The 17248-nt window shown below is 62.0% G+C and carries 21 protein-coding genes; 9 read left to right on the forward strand and 12 right to left on the reverse strand.

Annotated elements, in window-relative coordinates:
* Window positions 1-8: 8 nt before the first annotated feature.
* The 3 genes from AC1D10_RS15570 to AC1D10_RS15580 form a co-directional block, all read right to left on the reverse strand.
* Entirely contained in the window at window positions 9-917 is a 909-nt protein-coding gene (locus AC1D10_RS15570; RefSeq protein ID WP_477273227.1) for an SUMF1/EgtB/PvdO family nonheme iron enzyme, read from the reverse strand.
* A 34-nt stretch (window positions 918-951) separates the two neighbouring features.
* The gene (gene nirK, locus AC1D10_RS15575) at window positions 952-2055 is read right to left on the reverse strand and encodes a copper-containing nitrite reductase (protein ID WP_477273229.1); all 1104 of its coding nucleotides are present in this window, start codon (window positions 2053-2055) and stop codon (window positions 952-954) included.
* Window positions 2056-2271: 216 nt separating this feature from the next.
* Window positions 2272-2718: a pseudoazurin gene (locus AC1D10_RS15580; RefSeq protein ID WP_477273231.1), complete on the reverse strand. Its 447-nt coding sequence runs from the start codon at window positions 2716-2718 to the stop codon at window positions 2272-2274.
* Window positions 2719-3001: 283 nt separating this feature from the next.
* Here AC1D10_RS15580 and AC1D10_RS15585 point away from each other — a divergent pair, with 283 nt between their 5' ends.
* From AC1D10_RS15585 to AC1D10_RS15600, 4 genes are all read left to right on the forward strand, one after another.
* Window positions 3002-4522 (forward strand): PAS domain S-box protein, encoded by a 1521-nt coding sequence (locus AC1D10_RS15585; protein ID WP_477274093.1) that lies wholly within the window; start codon window positions 3002-3004, stop codon window positions 4520-4522.
* Window positions 4509-5129 carry a response regulator FixJ gene (gene fixJ / locus AC1D10_RS15590; RefSeq protein ID WP_477273233.1) on the forward strand — a complete coding sequence of 207 codons (621 nt, stop codon included), beginning with the start codon at window positions 4509-4511 and terminating at the stop codon, window positions 5127-5129. Before AC1D10_RS15585 ends, fixJ begins: the two co-directional genes overlap by 14 nt.
* A 106-nt stretch (window positions 5130-5235) precedes the next feature.
* Window positions 5236-5595, forward strand: coding sequence for a response regulator transcription factor (locus tag AC1D10_RS15595; protein ID WP_477273235.1), 360 nt, complete (start codon window positions 5236-5238; stop codon window positions 5593-5595).
* A 122-nt stretch (window positions 5596-5717) separates the two neighbouring features.
* Window positions 5718-6365: a helix-turn-helix domain-containing protein gene (locus AC1D10_RS15600; RefSeq protein ID WP_477273237.1), complete on the forward strand. Its 648-nt coding sequence runs from the start codon at window positions 5718-5720 to the stop codon at window positions 6363-6365.
* Between the two features lie 59 nt (window positions 6366-6424).
* Here the strand turns inward: AC1D10_RS15600 and AC1D10_RS15605 are convergent, their stop codons facing one another.
* From AC1D10_RS15605 to AC1D10_RS15635, 7 genes are all read right to left on the reverse strand, one after another.
* Complete coding sequence (locus AC1D10_RS15605) at window positions 6425-7678, reverse strand: MgtC/SapB family protein (RefSeq protein WP_477273239.1); 1254 nt, start codon at window positions 7676-7678, stop codon at window positions 6425-6427.
* 14 nt (window positions 7679-7692) lie between these two features.
* Window positions 7693-8016 carry a thiol reductase thioredoxin gene (locus AC1D10_RS15610; protein WP_477274095.1) on the reverse strand — a complete coding sequence of 108 codons (324 nt, stop codon included), beginning with the start codon at window positions 8014-8016 and terminating at the stop codon, window positions 7693-7695.
* A 171-nt stretch (window positions 8017-8187) separates the two neighbouring features.
* Window positions 8188-8634, reverse strand: coding sequence for a pyridoxamine 5'-phosphate oxidase family protein (locus tag AC1D10_RS15615; protein WP_477273241.1), 447 nt, complete (start codon window positions 8632-8634; stop codon window positions 8188-8190).
* A gap of 92 nt (window positions 8635-8726) precedes the next feature.
* Complete coding sequence (locus AC1D10_RS15620) at window positions 8727-8981, reverse strand: biotin/lipoyl-containing protein (RefSeq protein WP_477273243.1); 255 nt, start codon at window positions 8979-8981, stop codon at window positions 8727-8729.
* Between the two features lie 238 nt (window positions 8982-9219).
* A complete protein-coding gene (locus AC1D10_RS15625; protein ID WP_477273245.1) occupies window positions 9220-9651 on the reverse strand; it encodes a potassium channel family protein in 432 nt (143 codons plus the stop codon).
* Between the two features lie 185 nt (window positions 9652-9836).
* Window positions 9837-10910, reverse strand: a complete 1074-nt coding sequence (gene adhP / locus AC1D10_RS15630) for an alcohol dehydrogenase AdhP (RefSeq protein WP_477273247.1) — start codon at window positions 10908-10910, stop codon at window positions 9837-9839.
* Window positions 10911-11293: 383 nt separating this feature from the next.
* Window positions 11294-11479 (reverse strand): hypothetical protein, encoded by a 186-nt coding sequence (locus tag AC1D10_RS15635; RefSeq protein ID WP_477274148.1) that lies wholly within the window; start codon window positions 11477-11479, stop codon window positions 11294-11296.
* On the opposite strand from AC1D10_RS15635, the gene AC1D10_RS15640 reads away from it, so the two are divergent.
* Window positions 11415-12371, forward strand: a complete 957-nt coding sequence (locus AC1D10_RS15640) for a LacI family DNA-binding transcriptional regulator (protein ID WP_477274097.1) — start codon at window positions 11415-11417, stop codon at window positions 12369-12371. The two genes, AC1D10_RS15635 and AC1D10_RS15640, sit on opposite strands and share 65 nt — an antisense overlap.
* 36 nt (window positions 12372-12407) lie before the next feature.
* On the forward strand, window positions 12408-12827 hold the full coding sequence (locus AC1D10_RS15645; RefSeq protein ID WP_477274099.1) for a GlcG/HbpS family heme-binding protein: 420 nt from the start codon (window positions 12408-12410) through the stop codon (window positions 12825-12827).
* A gap of 40 nt (window positions 12828-12867) precedes the next feature.
* On the opposite strand, the gene AC1D10_RS15650 is transcribed toward AC1D10_RS15645, so the two are convergent.
* Window positions 12868-13899, reverse strand: coding sequence for an L-idonate 5-dehydrogenase (locus AC1D10_RS15650; RefSeq protein ID WP_477273249.1), 1032 nt, complete (start codon window positions 13897-13899; stop codon window positions 12868-12870).
* 16 nt (window positions 13900-13915) lie between these two features.
* On the reverse strand, window positions 13916-14836 hold the full coding sequence (locus tag AC1D10_RS15655) for a 2-hydroxyacid dehydrogenase (RefSeq protein ID WP_477274101.1): 921 nt from the start codon (window positions 14834-14836) through the stop codon (window positions 13916-13918).
* 91 nt (window positions 14837-14927) lie between these two features.
* On the opposite strand from AC1D10_RS15655, the gene AC1D10_RS15660 reads away from it, so the two are divergent.
* Genes AC1D10_RS15660 through AC1D10_RS15670 form a run of 3 tightly spaced genes read left to right on the forward strand, consistent with a single transcriptional unit; the run spans window position 14928 to window position 17176 of the window.
* The gene (locus AC1D10_RS15660; protein WP_477273251.1) at window positions 14928-15746 is read left to right on the forward strand and encodes an SDR family oxidoreductase; all 819 of its coding nucleotides are present in this window, start codon (window positions 14928-14930) and stop codon (window positions 15744-15746) included.
* Window positions 15715-16290: a gluconokinase gene (locus tag AC1D10_RS15665; RefSeq protein ID WP_477273253.1), complete on the forward strand. Its 576-nt coding sequence runs from the start codon at window positions 15715-15717 to the stop codon at window positions 16288-16290. The genes AC1D10_RS15660 and AC1D10_RS15665 overlap by 32 nt, the downstream gene beginning before the upstream one ends.
* 1 nt (window position 16291) lies before the next feature.
* Window positions 16292-17176: an NAD(P)-dependent oxidoreductase gene (locus AC1D10_RS15670; protein ID WP_477273255.1), complete on the forward strand. Its 885-nt coding sequence runs from the start codon at window positions 16292-16294 to the stop codon at window positions 17174-17176.
* Window positions 17177-17248: the final 72 nt, after the last annotated feature.

Consider the following 17248-nt stretch of genomic DNA (forward strand, 5'->3'; position numbering starts at 1 on the left):
TCCGCGCGTCAAGAGAACCCAAGACGCCGCAGGGCGGCTCGCACGAGGTGGAGACGTTCGCGGACAAGGCGGAAACCCAGATTGTCTGGCGGCGTGCCGACCGCGCAGCCGCCACTTTTCCCATCCCGGATGAAGTTGGACATGTATGTGCGGTGGAAGCCCTCCACGACATGCACTCCGCAATTGTCGATCGACCTCACAATGCTGGTGCCGTCGGCGGCTACCGCTGCATGAACGTAGCAGGTCGACGTCCATTCCCAGACATTGCCCGCGACGTCCGCCAGCCCTTTTGAGTTGAGGCCAAACGCGCCTTGAACTCGCGGCTCGGGATCGGATTTCCGTCCAAGCGAGGCCTCGGTGCGATACTGGACGAGCCAGCGCAGCGCCGGATTGTTGGGGTCGCCGGCGCCGCCTTCGATGTCGCCGCGGAACCGTTCGCTGGCGGCATAGGCCCATTCGGCGTCTGTCGGCAGCCGCCATGTCGCAGCGGTCTGGGTCGAGAGCCACGCCGCATAGGCTTCGGCGTCCATGTGGCTTACGCCGGTGACCGGAAAATTACCGCTGTCCAGGGTGTCAGCCGCCTTGCAATTGCCGGCCGTCACGCACCGTCCGTATTCGGCTGCACTCACCTGGTATTTCATGATGTTCAGCGGAACATTGACCGTTGCCAGCGTCCGCGGCGCCGCGACAGGATGGCCGTCCCCGAGGAATTCACCTGGTTGAGGATGGTCGAACGATCCGGGCGCGAGGGTCACAAGTTCGGGACCAGCCACCAGCGAACCGGCCAACCGATCAAACGCACTGGTCGCACTCACGACGATCAGCGCGGCAATCGCGATACTTCCGAGGGCTACGATGGGGTTGAAAGACATGGCATTTCGTCCGGGCGCGCACGCGACCTTGCGCAGAGTGCGCAAGGTCGCGTCGATCTTCAGGATCGGATACTCGTCACTACGACGTGATGGCCCTTGGGGCTTCGACCTGCTTCATCAAGTCGTCATCCCAGGTTCCGTCGACCGTAAAATGTGCGGTCGCGCCGAGTTCCACGGCCTCGATCAGATTGTGGTTCACGTAGGCGTAGATGCCCGGCTGCAGGAACGTATAGAGGGCCGAGCCAGCGGAGCCGCCGCGAATGAACCAGGTTTCCAGGTCCTTTGCCGGAGGGTTGGCGAACTTGCCCTGTTCCCAGACATAGTCGCCGTGGCCACCGATCAGATGCGGCCGCGTATCGCGATTGGCTTGCGAATGGACGATCAGGACAGTCTCGCCGACCTTCGCCTTCATCGCATTCTCGCCGGTCAGCGATCCTGCCTTGCCATTGAACACGACGTGGGTCGGAATCAACCCGCGCATGACCTTCATGGTGTCATCGAAATTATCGCCGGCCGTGTCGTATTTCTTGAATTCCCCCTGCTCGTCGCGAGGGATGTAGAAGTCGTTCTCGCCGATATAGTAGATGCGGTCGTAACGGACGGGTCTGCCCTTGTCGTCCCTGAGGCCGTCACGCGGCAGCACCATCACCGCACCGCTCATGCCCGATACGACGTGCCACGGGATCATCGGTCCGCCGGGCGCGCAGTGGTAGACGAACGTCCCCGTTCGCGTTGCCTTGAAGCGGAGCGTTACCTGCTCACCGGGGTTGATCAGTGTCAGCCCGCCGCCGCCGAGCGCGCCGGTGGCAGCGTGGAAGTCGATGTTGTGCGCCAGCGTATTGGTGTCGGGATTGATGAGTGTCAGCTCAAGATAGTCGCCCTCATGGACAACCATCAGCGGGCCGGGGATGGAGCCGTTGTAGGTCATCGCATTGAGCTGCGTCCCGTCCGCGTCGATGACAACGGGCTTTTCCTCGACAGTCATCGCGAACTCGACGACTTTCGGGCCGCCTTGGGCTACCTGGTCGTGAGCGTGGACGAACGGGGGCGCGACGAGGCTTACTTTTTCGCGCGGCAGTCCGGCGACTTCCTTCGCGTTTGCCACAGCCGGCATTGCGCCGACCGTTGCCACCGCGGTGGCGGCAAGGACAGATCCCAACAGAGCTTCACGTCGCGTAAGCATTTCAATCTCCTTGTGCGTCAACCACTTGATGACCCAAGAATAGCCTGCTTGCGGGGATCGTCTTTGCGCTGGCGCAAACCGCATTTATTTCCGGCGACTTTCGAGTTCGTGTTCCGGAGCGCTCTAAATGAAATAGGCCGGACTGGACCTCCCCCGTGGTCCGTCCGGCAGTTTCCCTCCGGCGATCGCCAACCGGAGGGTATCGATGATGAACCGTCAGTTGGAGGCGGCCTTGGTCGCCTCGCCGAACAGCTCGGCGAACACCGTTTTGGCCTTGCCGGTCTGTTTGACGGCTTCCGCCGCGTCGAGGTTCACAGGCTTGCCGACGACGATCAGCGCCACCATGCCCATGCCGTAATGCGGGGCGCACTTCACGCCATAGACGCCTTCCTGAGTCATGGTCACGGTTATCCCTTCGTTTGGCTTTCCCTTGAAAGCTTCAGCGCCGTCCGGCAGCATCCCCTTGACGGTTTCGGCATTGTGGGACTTGTCGGTGGGCACGAACTTGATGGTGTCTCCGGGTGCCGCCTTTACGTAGGCGGGCTGGAAGACCATCGAACCCTTCTCGCCCTTGTTGAGCATCTGCACGACGTGTTCTTCAGCGTTTGCTGCGCCGGCCAGAGTAAATAACGCAATGGCCGCGGCGATCAGGGGAAGTTTCATGGAATAGTCCTTTCCTAGGTTCAGCACGGCATCCACCGTTGCGGCTTTCTACTCCACGGGATGGCGTTGCGATTTGCGCTGGCGCAAACTGGCGCACGAAATATCTGGATATGACGTCGCGATCTGGCGCTCCTATGAGGAGCTCTGGCTTGCCTGCCTCGCACAGCGAGTGCTCTTTCTCATTCTGTTCGGCAACGAACGGAAAAAAGCGCTAAGTGACAGCCGTTCAGTTACGTTGGCTGAGCTTTGGCGGCATCCTTTCAGTTCAGCGGTAACAAATTTCATGCCAGCGCGGGACATTACCGGTATCAAAGGACGCTTTCTGCAGGCGGTGCTGTCTCGCCGTTTCGAAGGCCGCAAGGGCTATCTGCTGGCCATCTTCATGGTGGCGGTCGCTGTCCTGCTCCGATTTCTGCTGCAGGGAGTTCTCGAAGACAGGGCGACATTTACCCTCTTCACCCCAGCTATCCTCGTCGCGTCGATCGCTGGCGGCATCTGGCCTGGGTTGTTGTCCGTTGCGCTTTCCTTGGGTGGAGCGTTCTGGCTGGACAATCTTCAGTCAGATCGTGCCCAAAATCCGGTTGAACTCATTGTCTTCGCCCTTGTCGGCCTGGCGATCGCCTGGATGGGTGAAATGCTGCACCGCGCCAGCAAGGCAATTGATCGTGCCGAAAGCGCGCTAGACACGAGGGAGGCCCATCTTCGCTCCATTCTTGATACGGTCATCGACGCGACCGTCGTCATCGAAAAGGATGGCACGATCGTTTCGTTCAATGCAGCCGCGGTACGGCAGTTCGGCTACGCCGAAGCAGAGGTCGTCGGAGAGAATGTGCGCCTGCTGATGCCTGAGCCTTATCGCCACGAGCATGATGGCTATATGCACAGGTACCTGACCACGGGGGAGAAACGGATTATCGGAATCGATCGCGTTGTTGCCGGACGACGCAAGGATGGTTCGACGTTTCCGATGAAATTGGCGGTCGGCGAGATGAAGTCGGGCGGCAAGACCTTTTTTACCGGCTTCATCCGAGACCTTACGGAGCGTCAGGAATCGGCGGCACGTCTGCATGAGATCCAGGGCGAACTGGCGAGGTTGGCCCGCCTCAACGAGCTTGGCGAAATGGCCTCGACGCTCGCTCACGAGTTGAACCAGCCGCTGTCCGCGATAGCGAATTATGTTCAAGGCTGCGCCCGCCTGCTGCGCGACATGGATGACGCGGTGGCGGCAAAGATGAGGGCTGCACTGGAGGAAACCGCAAGGCAGTCGCTGCGTGCGGGACAGATCATCCGTCATCTTCGCGAATTCGTCACCAAAGGCGCCACCGAGAAAGCGCCGGAGAACATTCGCAGCCTGGTGGAGGAGGCAGGAGCCCTGGCGCTGGTGGGTTCGCGAGAGCGCGGGGTGCGGACAGTGTTCGACTTCGCGCCGGGACCGGCAACCGTGATGGTCGACCGCATACAGATCCAGCAGGTGCTGACCAATCTGATGCGAAATGCCATGGATGCCATGCGCGACAGCGCGCGCCGCGAGCTGGTTGTGCGCACCCATGCCGCGCATGGTGGCGAAATCGCCGTCATCGTCGAAGATACCGGACCAGGTATTTCCGAGGAGATTTCCGCCCAGCTTTTCAAGCCCTTCGTGACGACAAAGCCCGGAGGCATGGGGGTTGGACTGTCTATCTCCAAGCGGATCGTCGAGGCGCACGGTGGAATGCTGACGGTGAGCCAGAACGCCGCCGGTGGCGCAACATTCAGGTTCACGCTCCCCACATTCAAGGAAGAGGACGCGCATGGAGACGGGTGACTACATCGTTCACATCGTCGATGACGAGGAACCGGTCAGGAAGTCGTTGGCTTTTCTGCTCACGATGTCCGGATTCGCGGTCAAGATGCACGACAGCGCAACCGACTTTCTGGCTGCGGCATCGGGCATAAGAAATGGCGTTCTGGTGACGGACCTGCGCATGCCTGACATGACCGGGGTTGAGCTTTTGCGAAATCTCGTGAAAGCAAATACGTCGCTTCCGGCCGTTGTCATCACCGGTCACGCCGATGTCCCCATGGCGGTTGAGGCGATGAAGGCCGGCGCCACGGATTTCATCGAAAAGCCGTTCGAGGACGTTGTCCTTATCGAAGCGATTGAGCGTGCGGCCGAACAACTTGTCGACAAACCGTCAGAACTCGACGATGTCGCTTCAATCCAGACAAGGCTCGGGCGATTGAGCGACCGCGAACGCCAGGTTCTCTCTGGTGTGGTGGCTGGATTGCCGAACAAGACGATTGCCTATGATCTCAACATCAGTCCGCGCACCGTCGAGGTGCACCGCGCCAGCGTGATGGCCAAGATGCAGGCAAAAAGCCTGCCGCAGCTTGTCCGGATGGCATTGGCCGCTGGTTTCGGCCCAGCCTGAATCTTTGCAGGGATTGATCTGGCGCAAGGCGTGAAGCGCCAGATTGCCGCTTGCTGTGAAATGACTGGCGGGATGACCTCGCTGGCATGTCCGGAAGCCGTGATCCTTGTCCGCCGCCAAAACCATTCTAATTGTGGCGCCCGACCCCGGGCTCAGGCGTTCGCTCGAGTTCGCGCTCGAGGTCGAAGGCTTCCCGGTCGAATCGCATGCGTTGCTTTCGACAGTCGAGGCTTCGCCCGCGGCAAATGCCGCTGCCTGCGTCATCGTCGATGAAAGCGCAATCCGGCTCAGTCCTGCCGGAGGCCAGCCGCTTGCCCGTTTCGCCGGGCGGGTGATTCTGCTGGTGGAAGGTATTGATCCATCCGCTGGCACCGAAGGGTTCGCGGTCGTGACCAAACCGGTCGAGGGGAATGACCTGATAGACATGGTGCAGGCTTTTTCAGCCCGCCATCTCCTCGCGGACTAGTGTTTGAGCATGATCTCTTCCGAAAACCGAATTCCACTAAGTAAAACCCCTTAGGACATAACCGAATTTCGCAGGCCGGCATTCTGCGCGATTGCTGTTTCACCGAAATCTGGGAAACAGCCATGAATGCGATCGTCAACACTCGGGTGCCCTACGAGATCCTGAACGTCGCGGCCCAGCAACCAGACGTGTCGAATGATGGCCGGCCGGTGCCGCTCTCGTTCTTCCACGCAGGCTCGGAGATCTACGCGCAGGGCGAAAAGGTCGCTTCCCACTACCAGATCGAGTTCGGCGCGGTCCGCATTTACCGGCTCCTTGCCGACGGGCGCAGGCAGATCACGGCGTTCCATCTGGCCGGAGAGATATTTGGATTTGAAGCCGATCTTGCCCACCATTTCTTTGCCGAGGCCATCGTTACGACAGGGCTGCGGACATTCCGGCCGGTGGTTGGCCTGGACAGATCGCGCGAACTGCTGCCGCTTGCCCTTCGCTGTATGGTGAGGGCCCAGGAACATTTGCTGGTGGTCGGCCGGCAGACAGCGATCGAACGCCTCGCCGCCTTCCTGATCGACATGGCTGATCGCCAGGGGGAACTCGCTCAGATCGAGCTGCCGATGTCCCGGCAGGATATCGGCGACTACCTCGGCCTCACCATCGAGACTGTATCGCGCGTGCTATCGAGATTGCGCGACAAGGGTGTGCTCAAGTTTCACGGACTTCGTACCCTGGAAATCCGCAAGCCTGAAACGCTCCGCTCCCTCTGCGAGTAATAGCGCGGCCGTAGGCGCGGGCCTCCATTCGCATCAAAGAAGACTCGAGAACAGCACTTCTATCCAGGACCGAGCAACAGGAACGCGCAGATGCCCATGGTCGCGGCGATCACGGTTGCGACGGCCAGCGGCAACCAGAACCTGACCGGACCAGCAAATACTGCGAGTGACAGGCGGCCGATCGCGTTTGCTGCCAGCGCCGCGAGCACCGCCTGCCCCACGGTCTCGACGGGCACCGCATGCTTGACCAGGCGCAGCGCGCCAAGCACCGAGACATCGACATCGAATGCGCCGGCGAGCATCGAACTGGCCAGCAAGCCGCGGCCACCGAATTGCGTAGCCAGCCCGGCACTCGCGGTGGCCACGACCGCAAACAGCAGGGCGAAGAGCAGCAACGGGCCTAGCTCGAATGGATTACGTGCGATCGCGCCGGCTTCGCGATCCCCGCTATCCCGAGCCAGCAGCAACGCTCCGAAAGCGGCGAAGGAGAGCGCCGCGGCAATCGCCGGAATCCCGATCGAAGCGAAGACGCTTGGCTCGATGATCAGAACCACCGCGCAAACGCGTAGCACCGAAACCATCGCAGCCAGTGAGGCCGCGCCAGCGAGCGGCAGTGGATTGCCTGCCGAGGCGGCGTTGCGAGCCAGCGCGACGGTTACGGCGGTGGAAGAGACGATTGCACCAGCAAGCGAGCTGACGAGCAGGCCGCGCGCGTTTCCCAGGACACGGACGGCGATATAGCCGGCGAAGGATATGGAGGCCATCAGCACCGTCAGGAACCAGACCTCCCACGGATTGAAACCGCCCCATGGGTCCATCGTCCGGTTTGGTAGCAGGGGCAGCACGATCGCCGTCATCACTGCCAGGATCAGCGCCGAACGAAGCTCAATCCACGTCAGTCGCTTCAGGAGGCCATGCAGGATCTCGCGACTGGCAAGGACCGCCGCGAGTGCTGCCCCTCCGGCAGCCGCGGCCTGGTAATCACCGGCGACCGAGAGCGCACCGAGCGCGAACACGGCAAGGCCTGCTATCACGCTCGTAACGCTGAAGTCCTCATCATGGACCGCCTCGCGGGCCTTGTACCAGGCGAAGATCGCCGCAAAGGCGATGAAGCCGCCGACCAGCACGGATACCGCGCCGAGCGCGTTGGCCAGTGCCGCGAGAACGCCGCCGAGCAGGCCGGAAATACCGAATGTCCGAATGCCGGCCGTTCGACTGCGATCAGGTGCATCCCGCTCTTGCCAGCCACGCTCCAAACCGACGAGCAAACCTATTGCAAGGGCCAGTCCGAGCCGGGCGATGAGTGAGTCCATTGGCGCGGCTACTTTCAGTCGGCGATCGCCGGCAGGCGGTCGCGAACCCACCTGGCGATCTGGCCTGCCGTCATTGCGCCGGATGTGTGCGCTACCTCGCGTCCGCCGAAGAGGATCATGGCAGGGATGCTGCGAATGCCAAGCCATATTTCGACGGCTCCGGGCAGGCTGCTGCGCGCGGTCTGATGATCGAAAGTCGCGACGGCGACGTCTTCAGGATGCACCGAAAAAAGCCTGGTCCCACACGCTCCGCATTTCGCCTCCATGGCATAGCGAGCCGGCGGCAGGCGGTTGACTCCACCGCATTTGTTGCAGACGACCAGATTCTGCTGCGCCATGATGCTGTCCACCCGCTCATCGACATCATCATTCATGCGCATCCGAGATGTCCATCGCCAAGTGCGCGCAACGCGTTGAGGATAACCGCTGCGTCGCAGCGGGCACTTCCGGGTTGCCAGACCGGTCGTTTGCCAACACTCCGCGCGATGCATAGAGCGGTCGAAAGCGGCCTAGTCGCTTGCTTCCCGGCCGGACACCTGCTCGACGAGGATCCGGAAGAATACGTGCGGTGTGCTGTCTGAAACGGGAGGTACGACCGGCTTGAGGGCGCCGGGCTCCCACCAGTCGGCGTGCTTGCTCAGCAACGTCCAGGCATGGTCGCGCTCGAGCTTGTGGCCTATCCGGTCGGGAAGTTCCTCATAGCGGCCATCGACAACCACGCTTTGCCAGCCCCGTCCTTCGCCGCGTTCGTCGACCTGGACAGACACCAGCGGGTTGGCGCGCATCCAGTCGATTTTCTTGCCCGGCATGGAAAACACGTAGAGATGATTGTCGGCATACGCATAGTGCACCGGAACGACATACGGCTGCCCGTCCTTGGCGCACGACAGGCGGGCCACACGATTGGCCGTCAGTATTTTGGTGCATTCCAGGACGGAGAGTGTGCGGATCAGCATCGTGCAAATCTTCTCTATTCGGCGTCGGTTCTTGCCGTCTTAGGGCCTAGGGAACGCTGTTCAGGTAGGGGCGCTATTCCCGCCGAGCGTCGTCAGCCAGGCCGCAGAGTGCCATCCAATGTTGCGAGCACCGAACCGGGTTCGATGACGGCGTTGACTGCCGCGATAATCGTTGCGCGCCCGTTTGCTGGCGCTATGATCTCGTGCAGCGCGTCTTCAATTCGAACTTCGGCTATCCGCTCGCCAACCTTGATCGTGGCACCGCTGGAGATGAACCATCGCTCTACAATGCCCTCCGGCAACATGCTGGATGCCCATAGGGCTTCATCGACCTTGATGTTCTGCATCGTGGTTCTCCTTCGAAGTGGGAATCATAGTCCACTCACCAAGGCAATCTTTGATCACGATCAAGGAGTCGCTTCGCGTTCGCTGGCGGCGACGTGCATGCCTGTCAGGGTTTAGATGTCGCACGGGATTCGGAGCCGAGCTCCCGCCGTTGACAAGCCGACATCGGGCTCGATCGGAAACCGAGATTGCATCTCGCGGTCGGCGAGATCAGGCATTCGGGTGCGGTTTGAACACCGATCAGAAATGCTCTCCGGCCTTGAACGGGCCGATTCGGATTCCGGCAGCGATCAGATAGGCGGTCGACCAGCCAATGAGTAGAAATCCGTTCACGCCCTCCAGTGCGGCCAGCACGCGCCATGCGTGATCGGGTACGACGTCGCCATAGCCGACCGTTGAAAAGGTAATCGTCGAAAAGTACAGGGCGGTCTCGAAGTCGCCGAAGATATCAAGCAGCCGGTACAGCCCGGCCCAGAGCCATATCTCGGTGGTCATGACGGCGAAGAGGCCCATCACCACGCTGATCATTGCGACCGTGCGGCTGTGACGCCCGTGCATGCGAAACCGTGCCACAAGGAATCCCATCGCATGGGTAACGGCGATCAGGCCAAACGTGTGGATGAGCACCGTCAGACTGATGACGATGGTGCCGATGAGCAGATTGAGGATCATGAGCGCACCCTAGCGACTCAGGAGGCCCCTGGTCCTTGTGCGAGATCAATCCTGGTGCCGGCGAGCTACCATGGCGGGCTTGAAGGACCTGCTCGACCGGCACTTTTCCCTGGCCAACGAAGATTCGGACGAGATCGCCCGCGCCGGTGTGGCGCGGACGTTTGGAGGCGCGGCCACCGGATAACCTAGGCATATGCGGCTTCGGTCTTCCTCACGCTGGTCTCTATCGGCGCGGTGAGGTCAAGAACCGCGCGGCCCTCGATCTTGCCCGCCTTGAGCCGAGCGAGGACCGTGTTGATGTCGCTCAACGGCGCCTTGGTGATCTCGGCCCGCACCTTGCCCTCGGCCGCGAAGGCAATGGCCTCGTCAAGATCGCGTCGTGTACCGACGATTGATCCGCGTAAGGTAATGCGCTTCAGCACGACGTCGAAGATCGGAGTCGGGAATTCTCCCGCCGGAAGTCCGACCAGGGCGACCGTACCCTTGCGGCGCACCATGTGTATCGCCTGGGAGAAGGCCGGTGGCGAGACGGCCGTCACCAGAATGCCGTGGGCCCCGCCGCCCGTCGCCTTGAGGACGTCGGCCACCGCGTCCGGTGAGCGGGCATCGATGGCCACGTCCGCTCCGGTCGTACGCGCCAAAGCGAGCTTCTCCGGTGTGACGTCGAGTGCCACGACGTTGAAGCCCATCGCCTTGGCATACTGGATCGCCACATGGCCGAGGCCACCTATGCCTGAAATCGCCACCCATTCGCCCGGGCGTGCCTCGGTCTCCTTCAATCCCTTGTAGGTCGTGACGCCAGCACACAGGATCGGGGCCATCTGGGCGAAATCGACACCAACTGGAAGTCGCGCAGTGAAGGCTGCCGAAGCGATGACATATTCGGCGAAGCCGCCATCGCAGCTATAGCCGGTATCGTGCTGATGCTCGCACAGCGTCTCCCAACCGGTCTCGCAATATTCGCAGCTCAGGCAGGCGTCGTGCAGCCAGGCAACGCCGACCGGATCGCCTTCCTTGAAACCGGTCACACCTGGCCCAAGTGCAGCAACGACGCCCGCCACTTCATGGCCAGGGATGAAGGGCGGCACAGGCTTGACCGGCCAGTCGCCGGAAGCGGCATGCAGGTCCGTATGGCACACACCGCAGGCGATAACCTTGACGAGCAGTTCACCTGGCCCCGGCACTGGCACCGGCACATCCTCGATCGTAAGCGGCTTGCCGAATGCCCGTACGACGGCGGCCTTCATCGTCTTGACCATGAATCCAACTCCTTTGTCGATGAACGCAGACTAGGCATTGGGTCAATAGGTGCTTTGACCGAGATCAATGAGCGTATCGGAGCAGGGCGCAAAGCTCGGATCTCTCCCATGGCTTTGGATGTTCCCGGTCCTACCGGAGGTTGCTTCGATCGCGGCCGAGGTCAGGCTTCTTCAGCGCGCCCTGCCTCGGTGGCTGCTTCAAATCTGGCTACATCGGTTTTTGTCTAACAGAGGCCGCGTAAACATGATTTTCCCAAGCGGGCGGACACCGGGCTTCGCGTCTTGGCTATTGTCACGCCGATATGGTATCGATAACATACCTTTATTCTGATTCCGATGGGTGTTTCATAAGCGATGCCGGACGCCAGATTTGATGTTTGCCATCAGCAGACCGACACGGACAGCCGGTAAAGGGGCGTGATGGCCAAGGCAGCCTCATCGAGACCGGGCGAGAGCCACGCGCCGACGATGGTCGACGTGGCGCTGCGGGCGGGTGTGTCGACCATGACAGTCTCGCGGGCCTTGAAGGAAGGCAGCCGGGTGTCGAAGGCCACTCGGGAAAAGATCATGGTCGCGGTCAACGACCTCGGCTACGTGCTCGACCAGTCGGCCGGCAGCCTGTCCTCGCGCAAGACTGGATTTGTTGCTGCGATGGTTCCATCGCTCAACAATTCCAACTTCGCCGACACAGCGCGCGGTATTACGGATGAACTGGAAAGCACGGGACTCCAGCTTCTGCTCGGCTACACCGACTATACGGTCGAGAAGGAGGAAAAGCTCATCGAGGCCATGCTCCGTCGACGGCCTGAAGGCATCATTCTGACCGGCGGCGCCCATACGGAGCGCGCCCGCCGGCTTCTTGAAAACGCGGGCATTCCGGTAGTCGAAACCTGGGAGTTGCCGGCGAAACCAATCGACCAGGTGGTCGGATTCTCAAACGAAGAGGCGATGGGGCTTCTGGTCAAGACGCTGGCCAGGAAAGGCTACCGAAAATTCGGGTACATCGGTGGCACGACCTCGCGCGACACGCGCGGCAGCCAGCGGCGCGAAGGCTTCGTCCGCGCCATCGAGGAACTCGGCCTGCCGACCGGCCGGCTCGTCTCCTTCGGCGTGCCGCCGATCTCCATCGAACAAGGCGGCCAGGCGGTTGTCAGCATGCTGGAACGCTGGCCGGACACCGAGGCCGTGCTCTGCGTTTCCGACCTTTCGGCCTTTGGCGCGCTGATGGAATGCAAGCGTCGTGGACTGCGGGTCCCGCAGGACATCGCAATTGCCGGTTTTGGCGACTATGAGGTTGCCGCCTTTTGCCATCCCGGCATCACCACCGTGAACGTGGACTGCTTTGGCATCGGGCGACAGGCCGCCCGCAGGCTTATCCAGATCATCCGCGGCGGCGAGAAGAAGCATGAACAGGAAATCATCCTGACCGGTTATCGCGTCGTCGAGCGCGAAAGCACCTGAGTTCCTGCAGAAAATTCCAAGCGAAAGGCTGTTCCTATTGTGATGTTTCGAGAGACCATCAGCCTCACGCATGACGGCGCGTTGAAAGCCGTGGCCGCCGGAGCCGCACGAGCCGTCACGATGGGCGTGCCGCAATGTCTTGTGGTCGTCGATGCAAGCGGCGAGACACTCGCCAGCCTGCGCATGGACGGCGCACGGTTCCTGAGCTTGCGCACGGCGCAGGCAAAGGCGCGCACGGCGGCGTCGATCAACGCTGCCACCGGCGGCATGGCGTCCGAAGCGGCACTCTCCGCCGGGATAGCCTCGCAGGGCGCCGTGACCAATTTGCCTGGCGGCCTGCCGATCCGCTTCGGTGGCCGCCTGGCGGGCGGCATCGGTGTCGGTTCGGGGACCGGTGAGCAGGATTTCGACGTGGCACGCGCCGCGCTGACGGCGATCGGCGCCGACGCGGTTTGAGGCGATGTGCTGATGCGCTTCTAGCGCAACGAACGGATATTCAGAACGCGATCTGGACCTTCATCGATTTGTTGCGGTCACCGGCGATCTCGAAGGCCGCAACCGCCTCGTCGAGGGGATAGATCCCCGTCAGCAGCGGTTTGACATCCACCCGGCGGCGATTGATCAGATCGACGGCGAGCGCGAACTCGTCGTGGAATCGGAAGGTGCCGCGCATCTCGATCTCCTTGGCGACAATGAGGTTCTGCGGGATCGACAGATCGCCGCCGAGACCGAGTTGCATGAGCACGCCGCGCGGCTTCAGCACATCGAGCCCCGCACGCACGGCGCGCTCGTTGCCGGAGGCCTCGAACATCACATCGAAACTGCCCTTGTCGACATTGTAGGCGGCGAGCTTCTCGCCATTGGTCGCGACATTGATTGTACGGTCGGCGCCGATCTCCTCGGCCTTTGTCAGCACGCCATCCATGACATCGGTGGCGACGATTTCGCGCGCGCCGTGGGCTCGCGCGGCCAGGATGCAAAGCGCGCCGATCGGCCCGCAGCCGGTGACCAGAACGCGTTTGCCGAGCAGCGAGCCGGCGCGGTTCATCGCATGCAGCGTAACCGCGAAGGGCTCCGCAAAAGCGGCCTCGTTGATGGAGATATGGTCGGCGATTTTGTGACATTGCCACGCCTCTGCGATCAGGCGCTGGCGGAACGCCCCTTGTATATGCGGCATAGGCATGGCGCTGCCGTAGAAGCGCATGTTGAGGCACTGGTTCTGCATGCCTTGCAGGCAATAGCGGCAGGCATTGCAGGGCCGGCTGGGCGAGATCGCGACGCGGTCGCCGATAGCGAGAGCGGAAACGGCGCCACCCACGGCCTTCACCGTGCCGGCAACCTCGTGGCCAAGGATCATCGGTTCGCGAAGGCGGATCGCGCCGAAGCCGCCATGGTTATAGTAGTGCAGGTCCGAACCGCAGATGCCGCCGGCTTCGACGGCGATCTCGACCTGCCCGTCGCCAAGAACACCTAGATCTGTCTCTTCGATTCGAAGGTCCTTGGCCGCGTGAATAACGATCGACTTCATGAAGGGTGATCCTTTCTCAGGCGACCGGTGTCAGCAAGGCCCGCCCGCCGAAATGGGCGGCGAGATTGTCGCGAACCAACTGACCCATGGCCTTGCGGGTCTCCACGGTGCCGCTGCCATGATGAGGCTGCAGCACGACGTTGGAAAGCTTCGCGAAACGCTCGTCGATCGTCGGCTCGTTCCAGAACACGTCGAGCCCGGCGCCCTTGATCGCACCGGATTCCAACGCAGCGAGCAGCGCCGTCTCATCGACGGTGCTGCCGCGCGAGATGTTGATGAGGATGCCGTCAGGCCCGAGCGCTGCCAGAACCTCTGCGTTGACGATGTTCTTCGTTCCTTCGCCGCCGGCCAGCGTCACGATCAGGAACTCGCTTCGACGTGCCAGATCGACCAGATCGCCCACGAAGCCATAAGGCAGGTCGTCGTGTTTGTGGGTGCCGAAATAGGCGATCTCGCAGTCGAAGGCAGCCGCACGCCGGGCCACCGCCTTGCCGATGCGGCCCATGCCGACAATGCCGAGCCTTTTTCCGTAAACGCGCGTCACCAACGGCATGTTGGCCTTGCGCCAGTTTCCGGCGCGCACATAGGCGTCGGCCTGCGGAATCTCGCGCGCCACGGCGAGCAGCAGGCCGATGCCGATATCCGCCACATCCTCGGTCAGCACGTCCGGCGTGTTGGTGACGCGGATACCGTTCGCTCTCGCATAGGCAAGATCGATGGCGTCGGTGCCCATGCCGTAGCAGGAAACGATTTCGAGCTTCGGCAGCTTCGCCATCAGGGCGGCGCTGGCGCCGAGCTCGCCGCGCGTCGCGATGGCCCGGATGGCTCCGGAATGACGGCCGACCAGCGCGTCCTTGTCCTCGGCCTGCCACAGTTTGTGGACGCGATACTTGTCCTCGAGGTCCGCCATGTCCCAATCTGGATAGGGGCCGGTCATCAGTATGTCGGTCACTGCGTCGTCTCCTCAGGGAGTTCATTTTCCCTATTGACTATGTTATCGATAACATTCATGTCAATAGGTGCTGGCGATGGCGCGATGGAAATCGCATCCTCTTCAGAGACATCCTCGGGAGAAGCACGTGGACAGTTCGTTGTTCGATTTGACCGGAATGCGGGCGCTGGTCACCGGTTCAGGACAGGGGATCGGCCTGGCGTTGGCGGAGGGGCTGGCGCAGCACGGTGCTGAAATCGTGCTCAACGGCCGCAGCGCCGAAAAAATCACGGCGGCGGTCGATGCGCTCGCGGCCAAGGGACACAAGGCCCACAGCGCCGTCTTCGACGTCACCGATCATGCGGCGGTCGCCAGGGGTGTGGCCGAAGTCGAGGCCACGGTTGGCGCCATTGATATCCTGATAAACAATGCCGGCATGCAGTTCCGCGCACCGCTCGAGGACTTCCCCGCCGACAAATGGGACGAGCTGTTGCGCACCAACATCTCCAGCGTTTTCTTCGTCGGGCAAGCGGTGGCGCGGCACATGATCCCGCGGCGGCGCGGCAAGATCATCAACATCGCTTCGGTGCAGAGCGAACTCGCCCGTCCCAACATCGCCCCCTACACGGCCACCAAAGGCGCCGTGCGCAACCTGACGCGCGGCATGTGCGCCGACTGGGCCAAGCACGGCCTGCAGGTCAACGCCATCGCGCCGGGCTATTTCAAGACGCCGCTCAACCAGGCGCTGGTCGACAATCCCGAATTCTCGGCCTGGCTGACCAACCGCACGCCGGCCGGGCGCTGGGGCGATGTCGGCGAACTGATCGGCGCGGCGGTCTTCCTGGCCGGACCGGCCTCATCCTTTGTCAACGGACATACGCTTTATGTTGATGGCGGCATCACAACCTGCCTTTGAGTCCCGGCTCATCGTCGTGATGGGCGTCAGCGGCTGCGGCAAGACCAGAATCGGTATCGAGATCGCGGCGCGACTTGGGCTTGCCTTCGTCGAAGGCGACACGCTGCACCCGCGCGGCAATGTCGAGAAAATGTCAGCCGGCATCCCGCTCACCGACGATGATCGCTGGCCGTGGCTGGATCTGGTGGGTGCAGCCCTGCGCCAGGCGGATGAGGAGGGCCGTGGGCTTGTCGTAAGCTGCTCGGCGCTGAAGGAATCCTATCGTGATCGGCTTCGCCATGCGGTGGGTGGGTCGGTGGTTTTCATATTCCTGGAGGGGTCGCGCGCCCTACTGCAAGCCAGGCTCGCCGAGCGCAGCGGCCATTTCTTTCCGCCAGCGCTGCTCGACAGCCAATTCGCGGCGCTGGAAAATCCTGAAGGTGAGAGCCTGGTGGTCACCGTGGATATCAACGCTCCGGTCGACAGCATTGTCGGCACGGCGTTGGAGGGGCTGAGCGCCCTCAGTGTCGCGCCCGCTGCCAGCACAAAGAAAGAGGCACGTTGACATGACAGAAGCGGCAAAAATCAGCATTGTCGGCGCCGGCATCATGGGATCGGCGATCGCCACCCGCCTGATCGAGGCAAGGCTGGCGGTCACCGTGTTCGATCTGGACAAGGCCAAGGTCGCCGTCCTGGCCGCGAAGGGCGCTGTCGCCGCCGCGTCGATTGCCGAGGCGACGCGCGCCAGTGACTTCGTCATCCTCAGCCTCAACCATGCCGACATCGTGCGTGCCGTGGTGTTTGGCGATAGCGGTGTCGCGGCGGCGGCGTCGCCCGAAAAACTGCTGATCGACATGTCGTCAATCGACCCGGCCGATACCGCGCAGATGGCGAAGAAACTGGCGGCCGAGACCGGCATGAAATGGCTCGACTGCCCGCTTTCGGGCGGCGTTCCCGGTGCGCTGGCCGGACGGCTGACCGTCATGGCGGGCGGCGACGTGGCTGACTTCGAACACGCGCGTACGGTGATGCGGCATCTCTGCGCCAACTACACGCTGATGGGGCCGAGCGGGGCAGGGCAGACCACCAAATTGATCAACCAGCTTTTCTGCGCAGTGCTGTTCCAGGCTGTTGCCGAAGCCGTGAAACTCGCCGAAGCCGGCGGCGTCGATCCGAAGGCAATCCCGGCGGCACTCAAGGGCGGACGCGCCGATTCCAGCATCATGCAGGAGTTCATGGCGAAGTTTGCCGCTCGGGATTTTTCACCGACTGGCCGCATCGACAACATGTTGAAGGATCTGGATTCGCTGCAGTCCTTTGCTCTGAAGACAAAGACGCCGATGCCGATGACCGGGCAGGTCGTGGAGGTTCACCGCCTGCTTTGCGCGGCTGGTCTGGGGCCAAGGGATTCGGCCGAGATGATGCGCCTGCTCGACGGTAAGATCGGCTGATCGGCGGGCTCTGATTTTGTTGCTTGACGCCCAGAAATGTTATCGATAACATAATTTGGCGATCTTGGGAGG

The organism is Mesorhizobium sp. P2_A8 (assembly GCF_056404935.1).

Excerpts from the sequence above, each read along its gene's own strand:
- nirK (WP_477273229.1), bottom strand. The coding sequence starts at position 2,055 with ATGCTTACGCGACGTGAAGCTCTGTTGGGATCTGTCCTTGCCGCCACC.
- AC1D10_RS15580 (WP_477273231.1), bottom strand. The coding sequence starts at position 2,718 with ATGAAACTTCCCCTGATCGCCGCGGCCATTGCGTTATTTACTCTGGCC.
- AC1D10_RS15585 (WP_477274093.1), top strand. The coding sequence starts at position 3,002 with ATGCCAGCGCGGGACATTACCGGTATCAAAGGACGCTTTCTGCAGGCG.
- fixJ (WP_477273233.1), top strand. The coding sequence starts at position 4,509 with ATGGAGACGGGTGACTACATCGTTCACATCGTCGATGACGAGGAACCG.
- AC1D10_RS15600 (WP_477273237.1), top strand. The coding sequence starts at position 5,718 with ATGAATGCGATCGTCAACACTCGGGTGCCCTACGAGATCCTGAACGTC.
- AC1D10_RS15605 (WP_477273239.1), bottom strand. The coding sequence starts at position 7,678 with ATGGACTCACTCATCGCCCGGCTCGGACTGGCCCTTGCAATAGGTTTG.
- AC1D10_RS15610 (WP_477274095.1), bottom strand. The coding sequence starts at position 8,016 with ATGGCGCAGCAGAATCTGGTCGTCTGCAACAAATGCGGTGGAGTCAAC.
- AC1D10_RS15615 (WP_477273241.1), bottom strand. The coding sequence starts at position 8,634 with ATGCTGATCCGCACACTCTCCGTCCTGGAATGCACCAAAATACTGACG.
- AC1D10_RS15620 (WP_477273243.1), bottom strand. The coding sequence starts at position 8,981 with ATGCAGAACATCAAGGTCGATGAAGCCCTATGGGCATCCAGCATGTTG.
- AC1D10_RS15625 (WP_477273245.1), bottom strand. The coding sequence starts at position 9,651 with ATGATCCTCAATCTGCTCATCGGCACCATCGTCATCAGTCTGACGGTG.
- adhP (WP_477273247.1), bottom strand. The coding sequence starts at position 10,910 with ATGGTCAAGACGATGAAGGCCGCCGTCGTACGGGCATTCGGCAAGCCG.
- AC1D10_RS15640 (WP_477274097.1), top strand. The coding sequence starts at position 11,415 with ATGACAGTCTCGCGGGCCTTGAAGGAAGGCAGCCGGGTGTCGAAGGCC.
- AC1D10_RS15635 (WP_477274148.1), bottom strand. The coding sequence starts at position 11,479 with ATGATCTTTTCCCGAGTGGCCTTCGACACCCGGCTGCCTTCCTTCAAG.
- AC1D10_RS15650 (WP_477273249.1), bottom strand. The coding sequence starts at position 13,899 with ATGAAGTCGATCGTTATTCACGCGGCCAAGGACCTTCGAATCGAAGAG.
- AC1D10_RS15655 (WP_477274101.1), bottom strand. The coding sequence starts at position 14,836 with ATGACCGGCCCCTATCCAGATTGGGACATGGCGGACCTCGAGGACAAG.
- AC1D10_RS15660 (WP_477273251.1), top strand. The coding sequence starts at position 14,928 with ATGGCGCGATGGAAATCGCATCCTCTTCAGAGACATCCTCGGGAGAAG.
- AC1D10_RS15665 (WP_477273253.1), top strand. The coding sequence starts at position 15,715 with ATGTTGATGGCGGCATCACAACCTGCCTTTGAGTCCCGGCTCATCGTC.
- AC1D10_RS15670 (WP_477273255.1), top strand. The coding sequence starts at position 16,292 with ATGACAGAAGCGGCAAAAATCAGCATTGTCGGCGCCGGCATCATGGGA.